A 17,623-nucleotide genomic window follows, 5' to 3' on the forward strand; every position below is an offset into this window, starting at 1 on the left:
TCTCAATCCAGAGAAGGCTCGTGTAGAAGAAAAGGCGTACATGAAGGCTGCTTAATTTAAATTGAGGCGACAACTACCTTGACACACACCGCTTCGCCAAAGAACGTATTCAAAGAAAGGCGACCGCGGACTCGCCCTTCGGGTGCTTACGCTGCGCTTCAGCATAATTTGTGCATCACAAAAAATGGGAAGATCCGCAACTCGCTTCGCTCAAACATCGGATCTTCTTTTTCCATTTTCTGTGACGCACAAATTACATCGTCCCGAGCGGATTGAAGTCAAGAACAGAAGCAACAGCAACGTCAATGCAACCGAAACTTAAACTGCGTTGAATACCGTTAATTAACCTGGGTTTTGGGGTTGTCGTTGTTTTTGATGTTGCAGTTGTTTTTGACTTTTGTAGTTCCGCTGTGGCGATGCCGTTTGTGCGGTACAGAAAATGGAAAAAGAAGGGCCGATGTTTGAGCCGCAGGCGAGTTTCGGACCTTCCCATTTTTTGTACCGCACAAACGGGAACCCGAAGGGCATCGACGCCGCGGGCGCCTTCTTTGGCTTACTTTTCTTGGCAAGACCCTCCATGTCAGGATAGATGTCGGGCTACCCCGACCAGCAATCGTAATGCAGTGACAGAAGTGAATAAATGGGTTAGCGTACAAACACGAAAATCATACCGTAATGATGAAAGCTTGATTTAACTAGCGCAAACCTTTAAACCACTATTTCTGACACCCAACCCGGAGCTCCCCATGTTATCCATGCAAACCCTCTGCCCCCACCCCATCATCCAGGCCCCCATGGCCGGTGGTGCCACCACGCCCGAACTGGTGGCCGCAGTGTCGAATGCAGGCGGGCTGGGCTCCCTCGCGGCTCCCTTGCTGACCCCACTGGCCATCATAGAACAGGCCGAGCATATTCGTCGCCTGACGGACAAACCCTTTGCCATCAACCTGTTTGTACAAACCCGGCCACAAATCGATTTTGCAGCACTGGAAGCGGCCAAGCTGTTATTGCAGCCGGTGTGCCAGGAACTGGGCTGGGATAACCTGCCGACACCGACACGCTGGTGTGAAGATTTTGAAGCACAGCTGGATGCCCTGATCACGGCGCGGCCGGCGGTGGCCAGCTTTACCTTTGATGTATTGCATGGCAGCCAGCTACAACGTCTGCATGATGCCGGCATCCTGGTGGTCGGTACGGCCACCAATCTGCAGGAAGCCATCGTCTGGCAAGCTATGGGGGCGGATGCGGTATGCCTGCAAGGGGTGGAAGCAGGCGGGCACCGCGGGACTTTCATCGGCGCACAAAAGGATTCGACTCTGGGTCTGTTCGCCTTGTTGGAAGCCTGTAAGCCGCATATCGAGGTGCCATTGATTGCCGCTGGCGGCATCATGGATGGCAGGCAGATCAAACAGGCTTTGCAGGCGGGCGCGCAGTTGGTGCAGATGGGGACGGCGTTTTTGACGAGCAGGGAATCGGCCATCCACCCTGCCTATAAACAACGCCTGCTGGAAAGCAGCAGCGACACCACACGCCAGACCCGTGCTTTTTCCGGGCGTATTGCGCGTGGTCTGGATAATCATTACATGCAGGCCATGGCGGCAGTGGCCGACAAGGTGCCGGCTTACCCGATACAGAATGCACTCACTGGTGCCATACGGGCAGCAGCGGCAAAAGCCGGCAATACCGGCCTGATGTCTATGTGGGCCGGGCAGGGCGTGGCAGCAGCAAGGGATTTGACGGTCAGTGAGTTGATGGCCGTACTCGTCGCAGAAATGCAGGATTCATGAACCATAAGGAAAACGGTATGGAAGCAGCAGGACAATATGATTACATCGTTATCGGTGCCGGTACGGCGGGCTGCGTACTGGCGAACCGTCTTAGCAAGAACCCTGACAACAGGGTCTTGCTGATCGAGGCGGGTGGCAAGGATGACTATGTGTGGATACATATCCCGGTTGGCTACCTGTACTGCATCAACAACCCGCGTACCGACTGGATGTTACGTACCGAGGCAGAAGCCGGCCTGAATGGACGCAGCCTGATTTATCCGCGTGGCAAGGTGCTGGGCGGCAGTTCATCCATCAATGGCATGATCTACATGCGTGGCCAGGACAGGGATTACCAGCAATGGGCGGACCTGACAGGTGATGACAGTTGGCGCTGGGATCAGGTCTTGCCCTTGTTTAAGCAAAGCGAAGACCACTACAGCGGCAATACAGAATTCCATGGCAGCGGTGGTGAATGGCGGGTGGAAAAACAAAGACTGTCATGGGAAATCCTGGATGCTTTCCGTGAGGCGGCGGCTGAAGTCGGCATACCCAAGAGCGATGATTTCAACCGTGGCAATAATGAAGGCTGTGGTTATTTCGACGTTAACCAGAAACGCGGTGTACGCTGGAATGCCTCCAAGGCTTTTTTGAAACCGGCAGCAGCCCGGCCCAACCTGACCATCATGACCGGCTGCCAGGTGCAAAAGCTGTGCATCAAGGATACCGGACAGGGCAAGCGTTGTATGGGGGTGGAATTTATCGGTGGTGGCCGCAGTTGGTTTGCCGAATCCATGAAAGAAACGGTGCTGGCGGCAGGGGCGATCGGTTCTCCGCAGATACTGCAATTGTCAGGCATAGGGGATGGGGCACATTTACAACAGGCCGGTGTTGCTGTGGTGCATGACCTGTCGGGTGTCGGTGGCAATCTGCAAGACCATTTGCAGATCCGTTCAGCGTTTAAAATCAGCGGTGCCAAGACCCTCAACAAGATGGCCAATAGCTTGCTGGGCAAGGCGCGCATAGGTTTGGAATATGCGTTGTTCCAGAGCGGCCCGATGTCGATGGCACCATCGCAACTGGGGGCGTTTACCCGTTCGGATGCCAGCCAGGTGACACCTAACCTGCAATACCATGTACAACCTTTGTCACTGGAAAAATTTGGTGACCCCCTGCATGATTTCCCGGCCTTCACCGCCAGTGTGTGCAATTTGCGCCCGACTTCACGCGGCCATGTGCGCATCGCCAGCAATGATGCCTCTGCGGCACCGAAAATCGTACCTAACTACCTGACCACGCCGGAAGACCGCAAGATAGCAGCAGATTCGCTGACGCTGACGCGCAAGATCATCGCTGCACCCTCCCTGCAAAAATATAGGCCTGAAGAAATGAAACCAGGTGCACAGTTCCAGACGGAAGAAGAACTGGCCAGGGCGGCTGGTGACATAGGCACGACGATTTTCCACCCGGTAGGTACTTGCAAAATGGGCCGTATCAACGATACTGGGGCGGTAGTCGACAGTGCTTTACGCGTAATAGGCATCGCTGGCCTACGCGTGGCGGATGCTTCTATCATGCCGACTATAACCTCAGGTAATACCAACTCACCTACTCTGATGATTGCAGAGAAGGCGGCCAGGAGTATATTGGGCATTTAAGGGGTAAGAATGCTTGCAAACCGGTAAGTAATTTTCTGCGTGGAATTACTTACAGTAGTTATACCGTATTGTTTAGAAATTGATTTGCTGGTTACTATAAAAAGCTAATATAAAAACTTCCACTTAAATAAAGGAAGCGTTGTCGCATTGGACGTAGTGGATTAAACACCATAAGCCAGACAATAAGGAGAAGAGATGACCGACGTCATCCTGGAGACAAAGCGCTTGACCAAAGAGTTCAAGGGCTTCACTGCTGTAAGCGATGTGAATTTGCAGGTGCAGCGTGGGCATATCCACGCCCTGATCGGCCCCAATGGTGCCGGCAAGACCACCTGTTTTAATTTGCTGACCAAATTTCTTGTCCCGACTTCGGGACAAATCCTGTTCAATGGCCGCGATATCACCTCGGCCAAACCAGCCCAGATTGCCCGGCAGGGCATCATACGTTCATTCCAGATTTCTGCCGTGTTCCCGCACCTGACGGTAATGGAAAACGTGCGCATAGGCTTGCAAAGGAAGCTGGGCACGTCCTTTCATTTCTGGAAAAGCGAACAATCGCTGAACCAGTTGAATGCGCGCGCCATGGAATTGCTGGCCGAAGTTGATCTGACTGCTTTCGCCGATACCGTCACCGTGGATTTGCCATATGGCCGCAAGCGCGCGCTGGAAATCGCCACTACGCTGGCCATGCAACCCGAGATGATGTTGCTGGATGAACCCACGCAAGGCATGGGGCATGAAGATGTGCACAGGGTGACCGAACTCATCAAGAAGGTATCGGCTGGCCGCACTATCCTCATGGTGGAACACAATATGAATGTGGTGTCGGGTATCTGCGACAAGATTTCGGTCTTGCAGCGTGGTGCCATGTTGGCCGAAGGTACTTATAAAGAAGTATCCACCAATCCCAAAGTTATGGAAGCCTATATGGGCAGCACCAGCGGCGAACTGGAAGGAGCGCACGCATGAGCGCTGCAAATGCTGCTACAAATATTGCTGCACTGGAAATTACTGGCCTGCAAGCCTGGTATGGTGAATCCCATATCCTGCATGACGTGAACCTGAAGGTGAACCAGGGCGAAGTCGTAACCATACTCGGGCGCAATGGCGCTGGCCGCACCACCACCATGCGTGCCATTGTTGGCCTGACAGGTGCACGCAAGGGCTCGATCAAGATCAACGGGCAAGAGGCCATCCACCTGCCTACCCACAAGGTGGCGCATCTGGGCGTTGGCTATTGCCCGGAAGAGCGGGGGATATTTTCATCCTTGTCCACAGAAGAAAACCTGATGCTGCCGCCTGTGGTATCGAAAGACCACAAGGGCATGTCAGTTGCCGAGATTTACCAGATGTTCCCCAATCTGGCCGAACGTAAAAACAGCCAGGGCACGCGTCTGTCCGGTGGTGAACAGCAGATGCTGGCCGTGGCGCGCATCTTGCGCACGGGTGCCCGTCTGTTGCTGCTGGATGAAATTTCCGAAGGCCTGGCACCGGTCATCGTGCAGGCCCTGGCACGCATGATCATGACCCTGAAAGCCAAGGGCTATACCATCGTTATGGTGGAACAGAATTTCCGCTTTGCTGCTCCGCTGGCGGACAGGTTTTACGTCATGGAGCACGGACAGATCGTAGAGAATTTTGCGGCTGCCCAATTGCAGGAAAAAATGCCGGTCTTGAATGAGTTGTTGGGTGTGTAGTCAAACCGTAGAGAAGCTGAAAACCTGTAGTGCCGTCCCGGTGCCGCAGATCAAATAATAAGTGATTGGAGAAGACGCATGAAGATAAAATTCGCAAGCTCAGCAAAATTGAAAGTGACAAGTCTTGCTGTATCCGCCGCACTGGCCGGCTTTGCGCTGAATGCCAATGCGCAGGTTTCTGGTGATGTGGTCAAAATCGGTTTCATCACCGATATTTCTGGCCTGTATTCTGATATCGATGGCAAAGGCGGTGCCGAAGCCATACGCATGGCGATTGCCGATTTTGGCGGTACGGTACTGGGCAAAAAAATTGAACTGGTCACTGCTGATCATCAAAACAAATCGGATATCGCTTCTGCCAAAGCACAGGAATGGTTTGACCGCGATGGCGTTGATATGCTGATAGGCGGTACCAATTCTGGTACGTCTTTATCCATGTCCAAAGTGGCCAATGATAAGAAGAAAGTTTTTATCTCGATCGGTGCCGGCTCTGCTCGCCTCACCAATGAAGAGTGCACGCCCCATACTCTTCACTATGCATATGATACGGTGGCGCTGGCCAAGGGCACCGGTTCTGCGGTTGTCAAACAGGGCGGCAAGAGCTGGTATTTCCTGACTGCCGATTACGCGTTTGGCGCATCGCTGGAAAGTGATACCGCCAATGTGGTGAAAGCCAATGGTGGTACGGTGGCAGGTTCGGTCAAACATCCTTTGTCGGCATCTGATTTTTCTTCTTTCCTGTTGCAGGCGCAGGCATCCAAGGCGCAGATTCTGGGTCTGGCCAATGCCGGTGGTGACACCATCAATGCAGTCAAGGCGGCGAATGAATTCGGTATCACCAAGACCATGAAGCTGGCTGGCTTGCTGATGTTTATCAATGACATCCATTCCCTGGGTTTGAACGCTACCCAAGGCATGTACCTGACCGATAGCTGGTACTGGAACCAGAGCGAAGAAGCACGCAAATGGTCACGCCGCTATTTCGAAAAAATGAAGAAAATGCCTTCCAGCCTGCAGGCGGCAGATTATTCAGCCACCCTGACTTACCTGAATGCAGTCAAGGCTGCCGGTACTGACGACACCAACAAAGTGCTGGCACAACTGAAGAGCATGAAGATCAATGACATGTATGCCAAAAACGGCTACATCCGTGGCGACGGCAGCATGATTCATGACATGTATCTGATGCAGGTGAAGTCGAATGCCGAATCCAAAGAACCTTGGGATTACTACAAAGTGGCGCAGACTATTCCGGGTGAACAGGCATTCACCACCAAATCAGAATCCAAATGCGTCCTCTGGAAATAAAATTCAATTGCCGGGCGCTTAGCTGCGTTGCAAAGCCTCGCAATACTAAAGTATTGCTGTGTTTTGCGCCTTGCTCTGCATCCCGGTAATTGAATTTTATGATTGCCGTTGGTTTACGTTAAGCATCCTTTAAAAAGGATGCTTCAACTTTGTAGAAATTACAGTTCTCTTAGCCAGATGGACAGGAAGAATGAACAGAGTTTGCCAATAAGATTTGCTCTTCTCTTTGACTTTCTCTGTGCCTCCGTGTCTCTGTGTTGAGAGGTCTTAGTCCTTTTCACCCACCCGCGCATCATCGGGTCATTTTATTTAGAGTGCCATGGAAATATTTGGTATTCCGCTACAGGCGATGCTAAGCCAGCTTTTGCTGGGCTTGGTCAACGGCTCGTTTTACGCGATGCTGTCTCTGGGGCTGGCTGTGATTTTCGGCTTGCTGAATGTGATTAACTTTGCCCATGGTGCGCTGTACATGATGGGGGCCTTCCTCGCATGGATGGGCATGAATTATTTCGGCATCAATTACTGGGTGATGCTGATCGCTGCGCCTGTGCTGGTCGGCCTGTTTGGCATCATCATAGAAAAGACCATGCTGCGCTGGCTGTACAAGCTGGATCACCTGTATGGCTTGTTGTTGACTTTTGGTATCACCCTGTTGCTGGAAGGCTTGTTTCGCTCGGTGTATGGCGTATCTGGCCAGCAGTATTCAGTACCTGAAGCCTTGTCCGGTGCAACCGACCTTGGTTTCATGATCTTGCCGAATTACCGTGCCTGGGTAGTGCTGGCATCGCTGGTGGTCTGTTTTGCGACCTGGTTTGTGATTGAAAAAACCAAGCTCGGTGCCTACCTGCGTGCCGGCACCGAGAACCCCAAACTAGTGGAAGCCTTTGGTGTCAATGTGCCCCTGATGGTGACCCTGACTTATGGCTTTGGTGTGGCGCTGGCAGCCTTTGCCGGCGTGTTGGCAGCACCAGTGATACAGGTGTCGCCACTGATGGGGTCCAACCTCATCATCACTGTCTTTGCCGTGGTGGTGATCGGTGGCATGGGGTCGATTCTGGGTTCTATCCTGACTGGTCTTGGCCTGGGCATTATCGAAGGGCTGACGCGGGTGTTTTATCCTGAACTGTCGGCCACTGTGGTGTTTATCGTCATGACGATCGTGCTCATGATCCGCCCTGCCGGATTATTCGGTAAAGAAAAATAAGGGAGCACCTATGATGAATAGAAAAATTGGATACGGTATCGTTTTTGCCCTGCTGCTGGCAGCGCCGTTTGTGGTGTATCCCGTGTTTTTGATGAAGCTATTGTGCTTCGCCCTGTTTGCCTGCGCCTTTAATTTACTGATTGGTTTTACCGGCCTGCTGTCGTTTGGCCATGCAGCGTTTTTTGGTGGTGCCGGGTACATCACCGGCTGGGCATTGCGTGATGCTGGTTTGCCGACCGAACTGGGCATCCTGCTGGGGGTAGGGGCGGCAGCGCTGATCGGTTGGGTGATGGGTATGCTGGCGATACGGCGTCAGGGTATTTACTTCACCATGATCACGCTGGCACTGGCGCAGATGCTGTACTTCGTATTTTTACAGGCCAAGTTCACCGGTGGCGAAGATGGCTTGCAAGGCATACCGCGTGGCAAGCTGCTGGGCATGATCGATCTGAGCGTGGACCTGAATCTGTATTACCTGGTGCTGGCCATTGCCATTGCCGGTTTCGCTATCATCATGCGCACCGTGCAGTCACCGTTTGGCCAGGTATTGAAGGCGGTCAAGGAAAATGAACCGCGTGCCATCTCGCTTGGTTATGACGTCGATAAATACAAATTGCTTGCCTTTGTCTTGTCAGCCGCGCTGGCCGGTTTGGCAGGTGCCACCAAAACGCTGATATTTAGCTCAGAGACGTTGACCGACGCGCACTGGTCCATGTCTGGCCTGGTGGTGTTGATGACCCTGGTGGGTGGTCTCGGTACACTGGTGGGCCCTATCGTCGGTGCCGTCATCATCATCGCCCTGGAAAACAAGCTGGGCGAACTGGGTAACCTGCTGGCTGATATGACGTCGGTAGAATGGTTCCGCGGTATTGGTGATTCTGTCACTATCGTCACCGGCCTGATTTTCATCGTCTGCGTACTGGCTTTCCGACGCGGCATCGTGGGTGAACTGATTGCCTTTGTTGGACGTTCGGGTAAGGTCAAAGCCGGTTAATCGTTGCGCTTTGCGAACAAGCCCCGTAGCTGATGCTGCGGGGCTTTTTGTTTTTTGCGGGCAGTTTGATTTGTGCCAGAATACGCTTTCCCAGCATTCACCTATTTCGACTATGAACCAAGCTACGTGGTCTGCTGTTGATAATTATTTCTGTGACACCCTGATCCCCACCGACACTGCTCTGACGCAGGCGCTGCTGGACAGTGATGCTGCCGGTTTGCCACAACACCATGTTGCACCTAACCAGGGTAAGTTTTTGCACCTGCTGGTAAAGATGCAGGGCGCACGCAAGATACTGGAGTTTGGTACCCTGGGTGGCTACAGCACCATCTGGTTGGCGCGTGCCTTGCCTGAAGGCGGACGTGTCATCACGCTGGAAGCGAATCCGCAAGCAGCCGCAATTGCTGCGGCAAATATCGCCAGGGCAGAGGTGTCGCATCTGGTGGATATCCGTATTGGCAAGGCGCTTGATACCTTGCCCTTGCTGGAACAGGAAGGCCTTGGCCCTTTCGACTTTATTTTTATTGATGCCGACAAACCGAATAATCCACATTATCTGGAATGGTCGCTGAAACTGTCACGCCCCGGTACCGTCATCATCGGTGACAACGTGGTGCGCAATGGCGCGGTGGCAGATGCTGATAGCGAGGATGCGAATGTCCAAGGCGTGCGTCTTTTCTTTGAACTGATATCGGCTAACCCGCGTTTGTCAGCGACCGCTATACAGACCGTTGGCAGCAAAGGGTTTGATGGTTTTTCCATGGTGCTTGTTACGGCCTGAACTAGTAGCTAGCGAAAGTCTATATTGCAAAATTATTCCTATCTCCTTGCCCTGCAAATTTGGCATCCCAACATCGACCCTTCATTCATCACCAAGCGCTTGGGTATTACGCCCAAACACGCCAAAATGTTTGGGATGCAGCGCCAGACTCTCAAGGGGCAATTATTGGATGGTACCTATTCTGAAAGCTATTGGTCAGCTGATCCATTTGAGCGTGGTGAATATCTTTCGACCGATGAATTGCTGGAAGACGCCATGGCAGAGGTATTCGATGTGCTGACGCCACATACGCAATTCTTATTGATGCTGAGAGAGCAGGGCGCACGCATACATTTGAAAGCCAGTTCATATGGCAGTCGCAATTATGCTCTGGAACTGAGCCCACAGTTCATGCTGCGTTGTGCCGGATTGGGCATAAGTTTTGTGATGGATATTTATCCACATGCATAAACCTGACAAATCTATTTTATTGTTGCACCTGGAAATTGCAGTGTGAAACAGATGGTATTTTCCTGCGCAAGATAAGTCACACTGGCCGTGCCATGATGCAGATGCATGATGGCGCGGACGATGGATAAACCCAAGCCATTCGATTCTGTGTACGCGCTGCGCGAGGCGTCACATTGATTGATGACAGAGATGTGCGGCCAACTGACGGCAAATGCCGTGTTGCTTGATTGAGAAATTGAAATCGTTGTGAAATCGTCGGCAGATAAATACTGATCCCAGTTTTTGGGGCAGACTTTCTTTTTACAATTTGGGCAGAATGACTGGAGCGATGTATGTATCGGTCATTCGCATGGCAATCTTTGTTGTAACCGGGAGCGCCTTCCCCTTCAAGGGGAAGGTTGGGATGGGGATAGGTTTCCCGCGTAAAGTCATTTATCGTTAATTGACCGAAACCCATCCCCACCCTGTCCCTCCCCTTGAAAGGGAGGGGATTTAAAAGTTATTCTGTTTTAAGCAAATTATTCTGGTCGCTATGCGTAGCATATTGTATTTTCAATTATGTTGATTTACAAAGCCGCTGCGTAAATTGCCCGCGCATCTTCCTTCGTCACTTCACGTGGATTATTCCCCAGCAGGCGCGTTTGCAACATGGCGTCGCTGGCGAGTTGATCCAGGTCTTTTTCGGCGATGCCTACCTGGCTCAGGCGGGTTTCTATTCCTACCCGCACTGCCAGGTCTTCCATGGCTTTGATCAGGGAATGGCAACGCTGGGCTGCTGTGCCTGTGGCTTCTGGTGCAATGATGGCAGCCAGTTCGGCATACAGGTCTGCTGCGTGGCTGGCATTGAAGCGCAGTACGTGCGGCAAGACCAGCGAGTTCGACAAACCATGCGGTACATGGAAAATGCCGCCTACCGGATAGGCCAGTGCATGCGCGGCGGCACAAGGCGCATTGGCAAAGGATTGTCCAGCCAGCATGGCACCCAGCAACATGGCTTGTCTTGCTGCCAGGTTATTGCCATTGGTGCAGGCTTCATCGATGTTGTTCCACAGTAATTTCAGAGCTTGCACCGCCAGCATGTCAGACAGTGGATTCTTTTTATGCTTTGTCGTATAGGCTTCTATCGCATGCACCATGGCGTCGATGCCGGTCGCTGCGGTGACCTTGGGCGGCAGGCCTGTGGTCAGTTGCGCATCGAGGATGGCGATGTCGGCATACAGTTGTGGCGCGACTACGCCCATCTTGGTGGTGGCACCAGTGGTGACGATGGAGATAGGCGTCACTTCGGAACCTGTGCCTGCCGTGGTCGGGATTTGTATCAGTGGCAAACGCTGGCCTTTGACATTGCCTATGCCATACATGGTGGACAGGTTTTGCTCACTGCCGGCCAGGATGGCGATGAGTTTGGCCACATCCATGGAACTGCCACCACCCAGGCCGACCACCAGTTCGACCTGCAAGTCACGGGCATTACCCACCGCTTGCAAGACAATCGCTTCTGGTGGGTCGGCAATCACGTCGGAGAAAATGCTGACTTTGAGTTGTTCCGTTTCCAGGCTGTCAATCACGGGCTGTACCAGACCAGTCCGCAGGAAACCGGCATCGGTCACCAACAGGACGTGCTGAATCGCTGGAAATTCCTGGCGTATGATTTTGCCCAGGCGCGTTGCTGCACCGGTTTGGCTGATCAGGCTGGGGACGGTTCTGAATTCAAAGTCGTTCATCTTTATCTCATTTTCACTTAGCTAGTTGTAGGGATGTCTACCTTAGCACATGCTGGCATTTTCTATTTATCCAGTAGCTTGAGATCACGCATCCAGTCTGCGTACAGACTGGTCCAGTTGCGTACGCTACCGCTGGTGGGCGTCATGCCAAAGCCATGGTCGCCGCGACGGAAGGCATGCAACTCAGCCGGGGCACTGGCTTCCAGCAATTGCTGATAGATTTTGGCGGCAACCACCGGCACTGCCTTGGGGTCATCCGATGCATGGACAATAAATACGGGAGGTGTGTTCTTGCTCATCTTTGGCATTTTATTGCCAGGCAGGCCGGTGTAGACCAGGGCGATAAAGTCAGCCCGGTTACCCAATTTTTCTGCGGCGTCGGCAGCGCTTGAGTCACCTTCATCCTGATCCATCAACAATTGCAGGGCCATGATGCCACCGGCTGAAAAGCCGAGTATGCCTATCTTCTTGCTGTCGATTTTCAATTCACTCGCATGCTGGCGCAGCTGGTGTCCACCGTCAGCGGCCGGATTTGCATGTTGTCTGATTTGTAGCTGCTAGTCAAACAGGCGGCGTGGCTTTGCAACTGTTATGGCATGGGCTGTACCTTGTTGACTACAGCAGGCTTCTGTATAACTTATCTGTGCTGCATTTACTCATCTTGTCTTGCTTGTCTGCAATGGTGCAATCTCTAAAACAAATCAAATAAACTCAATATGGATATTTTTCTGTTGGCACTGGCAGCTTTTTTTGCTGGTTTTGTGGATTCTATAGTCGGTGGTGGTGGCTTGATACAGGTACCAGCCTTGTTCTCTTTCATGCCGGGAACCGTACCTGCGACACTATTGGGCACCAATAAAATGGCCGGTATCTGGGGGACGACGGTAGCGGCAGCGCGCTATATGAGGACAGTCAGTCTGCGCTGGAGCATGGTTGGTCCGGCTGCCTTAATGGCGTTTACGTTTTCTTTCGCCGGGGCTTTCCTGGTGACACATATCCCACCTACCTATTTGCGCAAGGCTTTGCCTTTGATCTTGCTGGGTGTCGCCATCTATACCTTCAAGAAAAAAGAATTCGGTGCAGATAATAGGCCGGTGTTTGCTGGCAGCAAAGAGACTTATATGGCCATGTTGGTAGGCGTGGGGATAGGTTTTTACGATGGTTTCTTTGGCCCAGGGACTGGTAGCTTCTTCATGTTTTTGTTTGTACGCTTCTTTGGGTATGACTTCCTGCGAGCTTCTGCCGTTGCCAAGGTATTGAATGTGGCATGCAATACTGCGGCCCTGATCTGGTTTGGATATAGCGGCCATGTACTCTGGATGCTGGGTTTGACGATGGCGGTATGTGGCGTAGGCGGTTCGATTTTAGGTAGTCATTTAGCAATAAAGCACGGCACCTCCTTTGTCCGCAAAATGTTCCTTGGCGTGGTTGTGGCCTTGATCTGCAAGACTACTTATGACGGTTTTTTCAAATGAACTGTTTCACGTGAAACAATCCGGTAGGTAAGAATGGGACTTCGGTCCCATTTTTTATGCCTTGATGTCTACGTTTCACGTGAAACATAGATCTAAATAAAAAGAGAATCTTTAGTCGGCTAAAGCTTTGCCCGCAAAACAAACTATAATCGTGCCTCCCAGATTCAAGTTTCTCAGAAATCCACCATGTTTTATCCTAAAGAATTCGATGTTATCGTCGTCGGCGGCGGTCATGCCGGTACCGAAGCTGCCCTGGCTGCCGCCCGTATGGGGCAAACCACCCTATTGTTGACCCACAATATTGAGACCCTGGGTCAGATGTCCTGCAACCCATCCATAGGTGGGATAGGCAAGGGTCATCTGGTTAAAGAGGTCGATGCCATGGGCGGTGCCATGGCGATTGCCACGGATGAAGCTGGCATACAATTCCGCATCCTGAATTCATCCAAGGGGCCGGCAGTACGCGCTACCCGGGCCCAGGCTGACCGTATCTTGTATAAGCAAGCGATACGCAGTCGTCTGGAAAATCAGCCTAATCTGTGGTTGTTCCAGCAGGCCGTTGACGATTTGCTGGTCGAGGGTAATCGCGTGGTCGGGGCTGTCACCCAGGTTGGTATCAAGTTTCGCGCCCGCGCAGTGGTGCTGACTGCGGGTACTTTCCTGGACGGGAAGATCCATGTTGGCCTGAATAATTATTCGGCGGGCCGTGCCGGTGACCCGCCAGCGATATCCCTGTCTGCCCGTTTGAAGGAATTGGCGCTGCCACAAGGCAGGTTGAAGACCGGTACGCCACCACGTATTGATGGTCGCAGCATTGATTTTTCAATGATGCAAGAGCAGCCTGGTGATCTGGACCCGGTGCCGGTATTCTCATACATGGGTAATACCAGCATGCATCCAAGGCAGTTGCCATGCTGGATTACCCATACCAATGAAAAAACCCACGATATTATTCGTGCCGGTCTGGACCGCAGCCCCATGTACACCGGTGTCATTGAAGGGGTAGGGCCACGTTATTGCCCTTCGATAGAAGACAAGATACATCGCTTCGCCAGCAAGGAATCGCACCAGATTTTCCTGGAGCCAGAAGGCCTGACCACAAACGAGTTTTACCCCAACGGTATCTCCACCAGCCTGCCATTTGATGTGCAGTTAGACCTGGTGCGTTCCATGCGCGGCATGGAAAACGCCTACATCCTGCGCCCTGGCTATGCGATTGAATATGATTATTTCGACCCGCGTGGTTTGAAGTCTTCGCTGGAAACCCGCCAGATCGAAGGCCTGTTTTTTGCCGGCCAGATCAATGGTACGACCGGCTACGAAGAAGCGGCAGCACAAGGCATGCTGGCTGGCCTGAATGCGGCACTGAAAACCCAGGGCAAAGAAGCCTGGGTGCCACGCCGTGACGAAGCTTATCTGGGTGTGCTGGTAGATGACCTGATCACCAAGGGGGTACAGGAACCTTATCGTATGTTCACCAGCCGTGCTGAATTCCGCCTCAGTCTGCGTGAAGACAATGCCGATATGCGACTGACAGAGATAGGCCGCAAGCTGGGGGGTGTCAGCGATGCGCAGTGGCAGCAGTTTGAAACAAAGCGCGAAAGTGTTTCACGTGAAATGGAAAGGCTGCGCTCGACCTGGGTCAACCCGCGCATTTTGGCCGATGTTGAAGCAGAGCGTGTGATAGGCAAGGCTTTGGAGCGTGAATATTCCCTGGCCGATTTATTGCGTCGCCCGCAGGTGACCTACGAAAGCTTGATGAGTTTGCAGGGTGTAGAAGGACAGGCACTGGCCGGGCCAGGTGTGGTCGATCCGCATGTGCGCGAGCAGGTAGAGATACAGGTCAAATACGCAGGCTATATCGACAGGCAGGCCAAAGAGGTTGAGCGCCATGTGCATTTTGAAAACCTCAAAATGCCAGTCGCTTTTGACTATATGGAAGTGAATGGTCTTTCCATCGAAGTCAGGCAAAAACTGAATAAACACCAGCCCGAAAGTCTGGGTCAGTGTGGCCGTATTTCGGGTGTGACACCCGCAGCGATTTCCCTGCTTTTGGTACACCTAAAAAAACGTGGCTTTAAAGAGTTCATGGTAAATACCGATGTGGTAGTCGAGGGCCAGGCAGAATGATTCACGTGGAACATGCACTGACAGACATGCTTAAAAACGGTATCCAGGAATTACCGCTGGATATCTCAGACGCCCAGATAGATAAGATGATTGCATATTTAACATTATTATCAAAATGGAACTATGTTTATAATTTAACATCGATCCGTGACCCCAGGGAAATGGTCAGGCAACATCTGCTGGATTCGCTGTCAGCAGCTCCAGCCTTCAAGGATGCCAGGAATGTGCTGGATGTCGGGGCCGGTGGTGGTTTGCCAGGTATGATGCTGGCCATCACTTATCCGGATATCAAGATTTCCATGATCGATACCGTCAGCAAAAAGACGGCTTTCCTGACTCAGGCCAAAACCGAGCTGGGCCTGAAAAACGTGACCGTGCATACCGGCAGGGTCGAAGCGCTGCAGGTGAAAACAGCTTTTGATGTCATCACTTCGCGGGCTTTTTCTGAGCTCTGTAATTTCATCAACTGGTCGGGTCATTTGCTGGCAGATGGCGGCCAGTTTATTGCCATGAAAGGCGTGGCCCCGAATCAGGAAATTGAACGTCTGCCGACAGGCTGGCAGGTAGAAAAAATACAACCCTTGACGGTGCCCGGCTTGCAGGCCGAACGCCACCTCATCTTTATCAAGAAAACCCTGGCCCCGGCTTGAATCCACGGAAACCCCTATGGCAAAAATCTTTTGTATTGCAAATCAAAAAGGTGGCGTTGGCAAAACCACGACCACTGTCAATCTCGCCGCAGGGCTGGCGCAACTCGATAAACGTGTCTTATTGGTTGATCTGGATCCCCAGGGGAATGCCACCATGGGGACTGGCATTAACAAGTCAAAATTGACTGCTTCGATTTATGAAGTTTTGCTCGGTCTGTCTGACGTGACAACGGCTAAATTGCGTTCCGAATCGGGTGGTTTCGATGTCTTGCCAGCCAACCGTGAGCTGGCTGGTGCCGAAGTTGAAATGGTGTCCCTGGATAACCGCGATAAACGCCTGCGTGAAGCACTGTCCAAGGTGGATGCAGACTATGACTTCATTCTCATTGATTGTCCGCCGGCCCTGTCCTTGCTGACACTGAATGGCTTGTGCGCTGCGCATGGCGTGATTATTCCCATGCAGTGTGAATACTATGCGCTGGAGGGCTTGTCCGACCTCGCCAATACCATCAAGAAAGTCTCGGCCAACCTCAACCCTGACCTGAAAATCGTTGGTCTGCTGCGCGTGATGTTTGACCCGCGCATGACCTTGTCGCAGCAAGTGTCTGACCAGCTCGAACAACATTTCGGCGACAAGGTTTTCAAGACCCTGATCCCGCGCAATGTCCGTCTGGCGGAAGCACCATCTTACGGTATCCCTGGCGTGGTGTTTGACGCGACATCCAAGGGGGCACAAGCGTATATCGCCTTCGGTGCAGAGATGGTAGAAAAAATTAAAGAACTGGAACTGGGAAAATAAGTATGTCGACCAAAAAACAAAAAGGCCTGGGCCGTGGCCTGGACGCCTTGCTCGGCGGTGCAGCCGACTTTGCAGAAGCCGTACCAACCGTGACTGGTGCACCCACCAGCCTGAACGTGGCCCACATGCAGGCCGGTAAATACCAGCCCCGTACCCGTATGGACGAAGGTGCGCTGGCTGAACTGGCCGCCTCCATTCGGGCCCAGGGCTTGATGCAACCGATCCTGGTCAGGCCGGTCGGGCAGAACAATGGCGTCACCCGTTACGAAATCATTGCCGGTGAACGCCGTTTCCGCGCATCACAGATGGCAGGTCTGGAAGAAGTGCCGGTACTGGTCAAGGATGTCGATGACCAGGCCGCCGCCGCCATGGCACTGATTGAAAACATCCAGCGCGAAGATCTGAATCCGCTGGAAGAAGCCCAGGGCATACACCGCCTGATCACGGATTTTTCTTTCACCCATGAACAGGCGGCCAATGCAGTGGGCCGTTCACGCAGTGCGGTGTCGAACCTGCTGCGTTTGCTGAACCTGGCGAAACCAGTGCAGACCATGCTGATGGCAGGTGACATCGACATGGGCCATGCACGTTCGCTGCTGGTGACGGATGCTGCCACCCAGATACAACTGGCCAACCAGATCGTTGCCAGGCGCATGTCGGTGCGTGAAGCAGAAAAGCTGGTGGCAAAAACCACGGCAGAAATGAGTGCCACCGGCAAACCGCGCGACAAGGCAGAAAAATCACGCGACATCACCCGTCTGGAAGAAGAGTTGTCCGATTTGCTGGCCACCCAGGTCAGCCTGAAGTTGGGCAGCAAGGGCAGGGGACAGATGCTGATCGATTTTGCCGATTTGGATAGTCTTGACGGCATCATCCTGAAAATACGCGGACAATAGACTGACGCAAAACCGCCTCAAAGCATTGCGACTCCCGCATTAAAGTACTGTCTTCGTCGTCGCACCTTGTTGGGACAATTTTGCGTCAGTC

The 17,623-nt window shown here is 52.5% G+C and carries 16 protein-coding genes and 1 pseudogene; 14 read left to right on the forward strand and 3 right to left on the reverse strand.

What is annotated here, in order from left to right; translation table 11 throughout:
• The first annotated feature begins 746 nt into the window (after positions 1-746).
• The 9 genes from ACO0K9_RS26330 (at position 747) to ACO0K9_RS26370 (ending at position 9,858) form a co-directional block, all read left to right on the forward strand.
• Complete coding sequence (locus tag ACO0K9_RS26330) at positions 747-1,787, forward strand: NAD(P)H-dependent flavin oxidoreductase (RefSeq protein ID WP_422990067.1); 1,041 nt, start codon at positions 747-749, stop codon at positions 1,785-1,787.
• A gap of 17 nt (positions 1,788-1,804) precedes the next feature.
• Positions 1,805-3,424: a GMC family oxidoreductase gene (locus ACO0K9_RS26335; RefSeq protein WP_422990159.1), complete on the forward strand. Its 1,620-nt coding sequence runs from the start codon at positions 1,805-1,807 to the stop codon at positions 3,422-3,424.
• A gap of 195 nt (positions 3,425-3,619) precedes the next feature.
• Positions 3,620-4,393 carry an ABC transporter ATP-binding protein gene (locus ACO0K9_RS26340; protein ID WP_422990069.1) on the forward strand — a complete coding sequence of 258 codons (774 nt, stop codon included), beginning with the start codon at positions 3,620-3,622 and terminating at the stop codon, positions 4,391-4,393.
• Positions 4,390-5,121, forward strand: coding sequence for an ABC transporter ATP-binding protein (locus ACO0K9_RS26345; protein WP_422990071.1), 732 nt, complete (start codon positions 4,390-4,392; stop codon positions 5,119-5,121). Before ACO0K9_RS26340 ends, ACO0K9_RS26345 begins: the two co-directional genes overlap by 4 nt.
• Before the next feature lie 78 nt (positions 5,122-5,199).
• A complete protein-coding gene (locus ACO0K9_RS26350) occupies positions 5,200-6,429 on the forward strand; it encodes an ABC transporter substrate-binding protein (protein ID WP_422990073.1) in 1,230 nt (409 codons plus the stop codon).
• A 319-nt stretch (positions 6,430-6,748) separates the two neighbouring features.
• Positions 6,749-7,633 carry a branched-chain amino acid ABC transporter permease gene (locus tag ACO0K9_RS26355; protein ID WP_422990075.1) on the forward strand — a complete coding sequence of 295 codons (885 nt, stop codon included), beginning with the start codon at positions 6,749-6,751 and terminating at the stop codon, positions 7,631-7,633.
• Between the two features lie 13 nt (positions 7,634-7,646).
• The gene (locus tag ACO0K9_RS26360; protein WP_422990077.1) at positions 7,647-8,627 is read left to right on the forward strand and encodes a branched-chain amino acid ABC transporter permease; all 981 of its coding nucleotides are present in this window, start codon (positions 7,647-7,649) and stop codon (positions 8,625-8,627) included.
• 112 nt (positions 8,628-8,739) lie between these two features.
• The gene (locus ACO0K9_RS26365; RefSeq protein ID WP_422990079.1) at positions 8,740-9,408 is read left to right on the forward strand and encodes an O-methyltransferase; all 669 of its coding nucleotides are present in this window, start codon (positions 8,740-8,742) and stop codon (positions 9,406-9,408) included.
• Positions 9,409-9,432: 24 nt separating this feature from the next.
• Positions 9,433-9,858 carry a DUF4279 domain-containing protein gene (locus tag ACO0K9_RS26370; RefSeq protein ID WP_422990081.1) on the forward strand — a complete coding sequence of 142 codons (426 nt, stop codon included), beginning with the start codon at positions 9,433-9,435 and terminating at the stop codon, positions 9,856-9,858.
• An 11-nt stretch (positions 9,859-9,869) separates the two neighbouring features.
• Here the strand turns inward: ACO0K9_RS26370 and ACO0K9_RS26375 are convergent.
• The 3 genes and pseudogenes from ACO0K9_RS26375 to ACO0K9_RS26385 all read right to left on the reverse strand — a co-directional run.
• Positions 9,870-10,028, reverse strand: a pseudogene (locus tag ACO0K9_RS26375) (two-component sensor histidine kinase); the annotation flags it as partial.
• Positions 10,029-10,424: 396 nt separating this feature from the next.
• Positions 10,425-11,582, reverse strand: a complete 1,158-nt coding sequence (locus tag ACO0K9_RS26380) for an iron-containing alcohol dehydrogenase (RefSeq protein WP_422990083.1) — start codon at positions 11,580-11,582, stop codon at positions 10,425-10,427.
• Positions 11,583-11,644: 62 nt separating this feature from the next.
• Entirely contained in the window at positions 11,645-12,067 is a 423-nt protein-coding gene (locus tag ACO0K9_RS26385; protein WP_422990085.1) for an alpha/beta hydrolase, read from the reverse strand.
• Positions 12,068-12,298: 231 nt separating this feature from the next.
• Between ACO0K9_RS26385 and ACO0K9_RS26390 the strand changes: the two genes are divergently transcribed.
• From ACO0K9_RS26390 to ACO0K9_RS26410, 5 genes are all read left to right on the forward strand, one after another.
• Positions 12,299-13,057, forward strand: coding sequence for a TSUP family transporter (locus tag ACO0K9_RS26390; protein ID WP_422990087.1), 759 nt, complete (start codon positions 12,299-12,301; stop codon positions 13,055-13,057).
• A 186-nt stretch (positions 13,058-13,243) separates the two neighbouring features.
• Positions 13,244-15,187 carry a tRNA uridine-5-carboxymethylaminomethyl(34) synthesis enzyme MnmG gene (gene mnmG / locus ACO0K9_RS26395; protein ID WP_422990089.1) on the forward strand — a complete coding sequence of 648 codons (1,944 nt, stop codon included), beginning with the start codon at positions 13,244-13,246 and terminating at the stop codon, positions 15,185-15,187.
• Positions 15,184-15,837, forward strand: a complete 654-nt coding sequence (gene rsmG / locus ACO0K9_RS26400) for a 16S rRNA (guanine(527)-N(7))-methyltransferase RsmG (protein WP_422990091.1) — start codon at positions 15,184-15,186, stop codon at positions 15,835-15,837. Before mnmG ends, rsmG begins: the two co-directional genes overlap by 4 nt.
• 16 nt (positions 15,838-15,853) lie before the next feature.
• Positions 15,854-16,636, forward strand: coding sequence for a ParA family protein (locus ACO0K9_RS26405; RefSeq protein WP_422990093.1), 783 nt, complete (start codon positions 15,854-15,856; stop codon positions 16,634-16,636).
• Between the two features lie 2 nt (positions 16,637-16,638).
• Positions 16,639-17,532: a ParB/RepB/Spo0J family partition protein gene (locus ACO0K9_RS26410; protein ID WP_422990095.1), complete on the forward strand. Its 894-nt coding sequence runs from the start codon at positions 16,639-16,641 to the stop codon at positions 17,530-17,532.
• Positions 17,533-17,623: the final 91 nt, after the last annotated feature.

Source organism: Undibacterium sp. Ji50W (genome assembly GCF_049340445.1).
Taxonomy (GTDB): domain Bacteria; phylum Pseudomonadota; class Gammaproteobacteria; order Burkholderiales; family Burkholderiaceae_D; genus Undibacterium.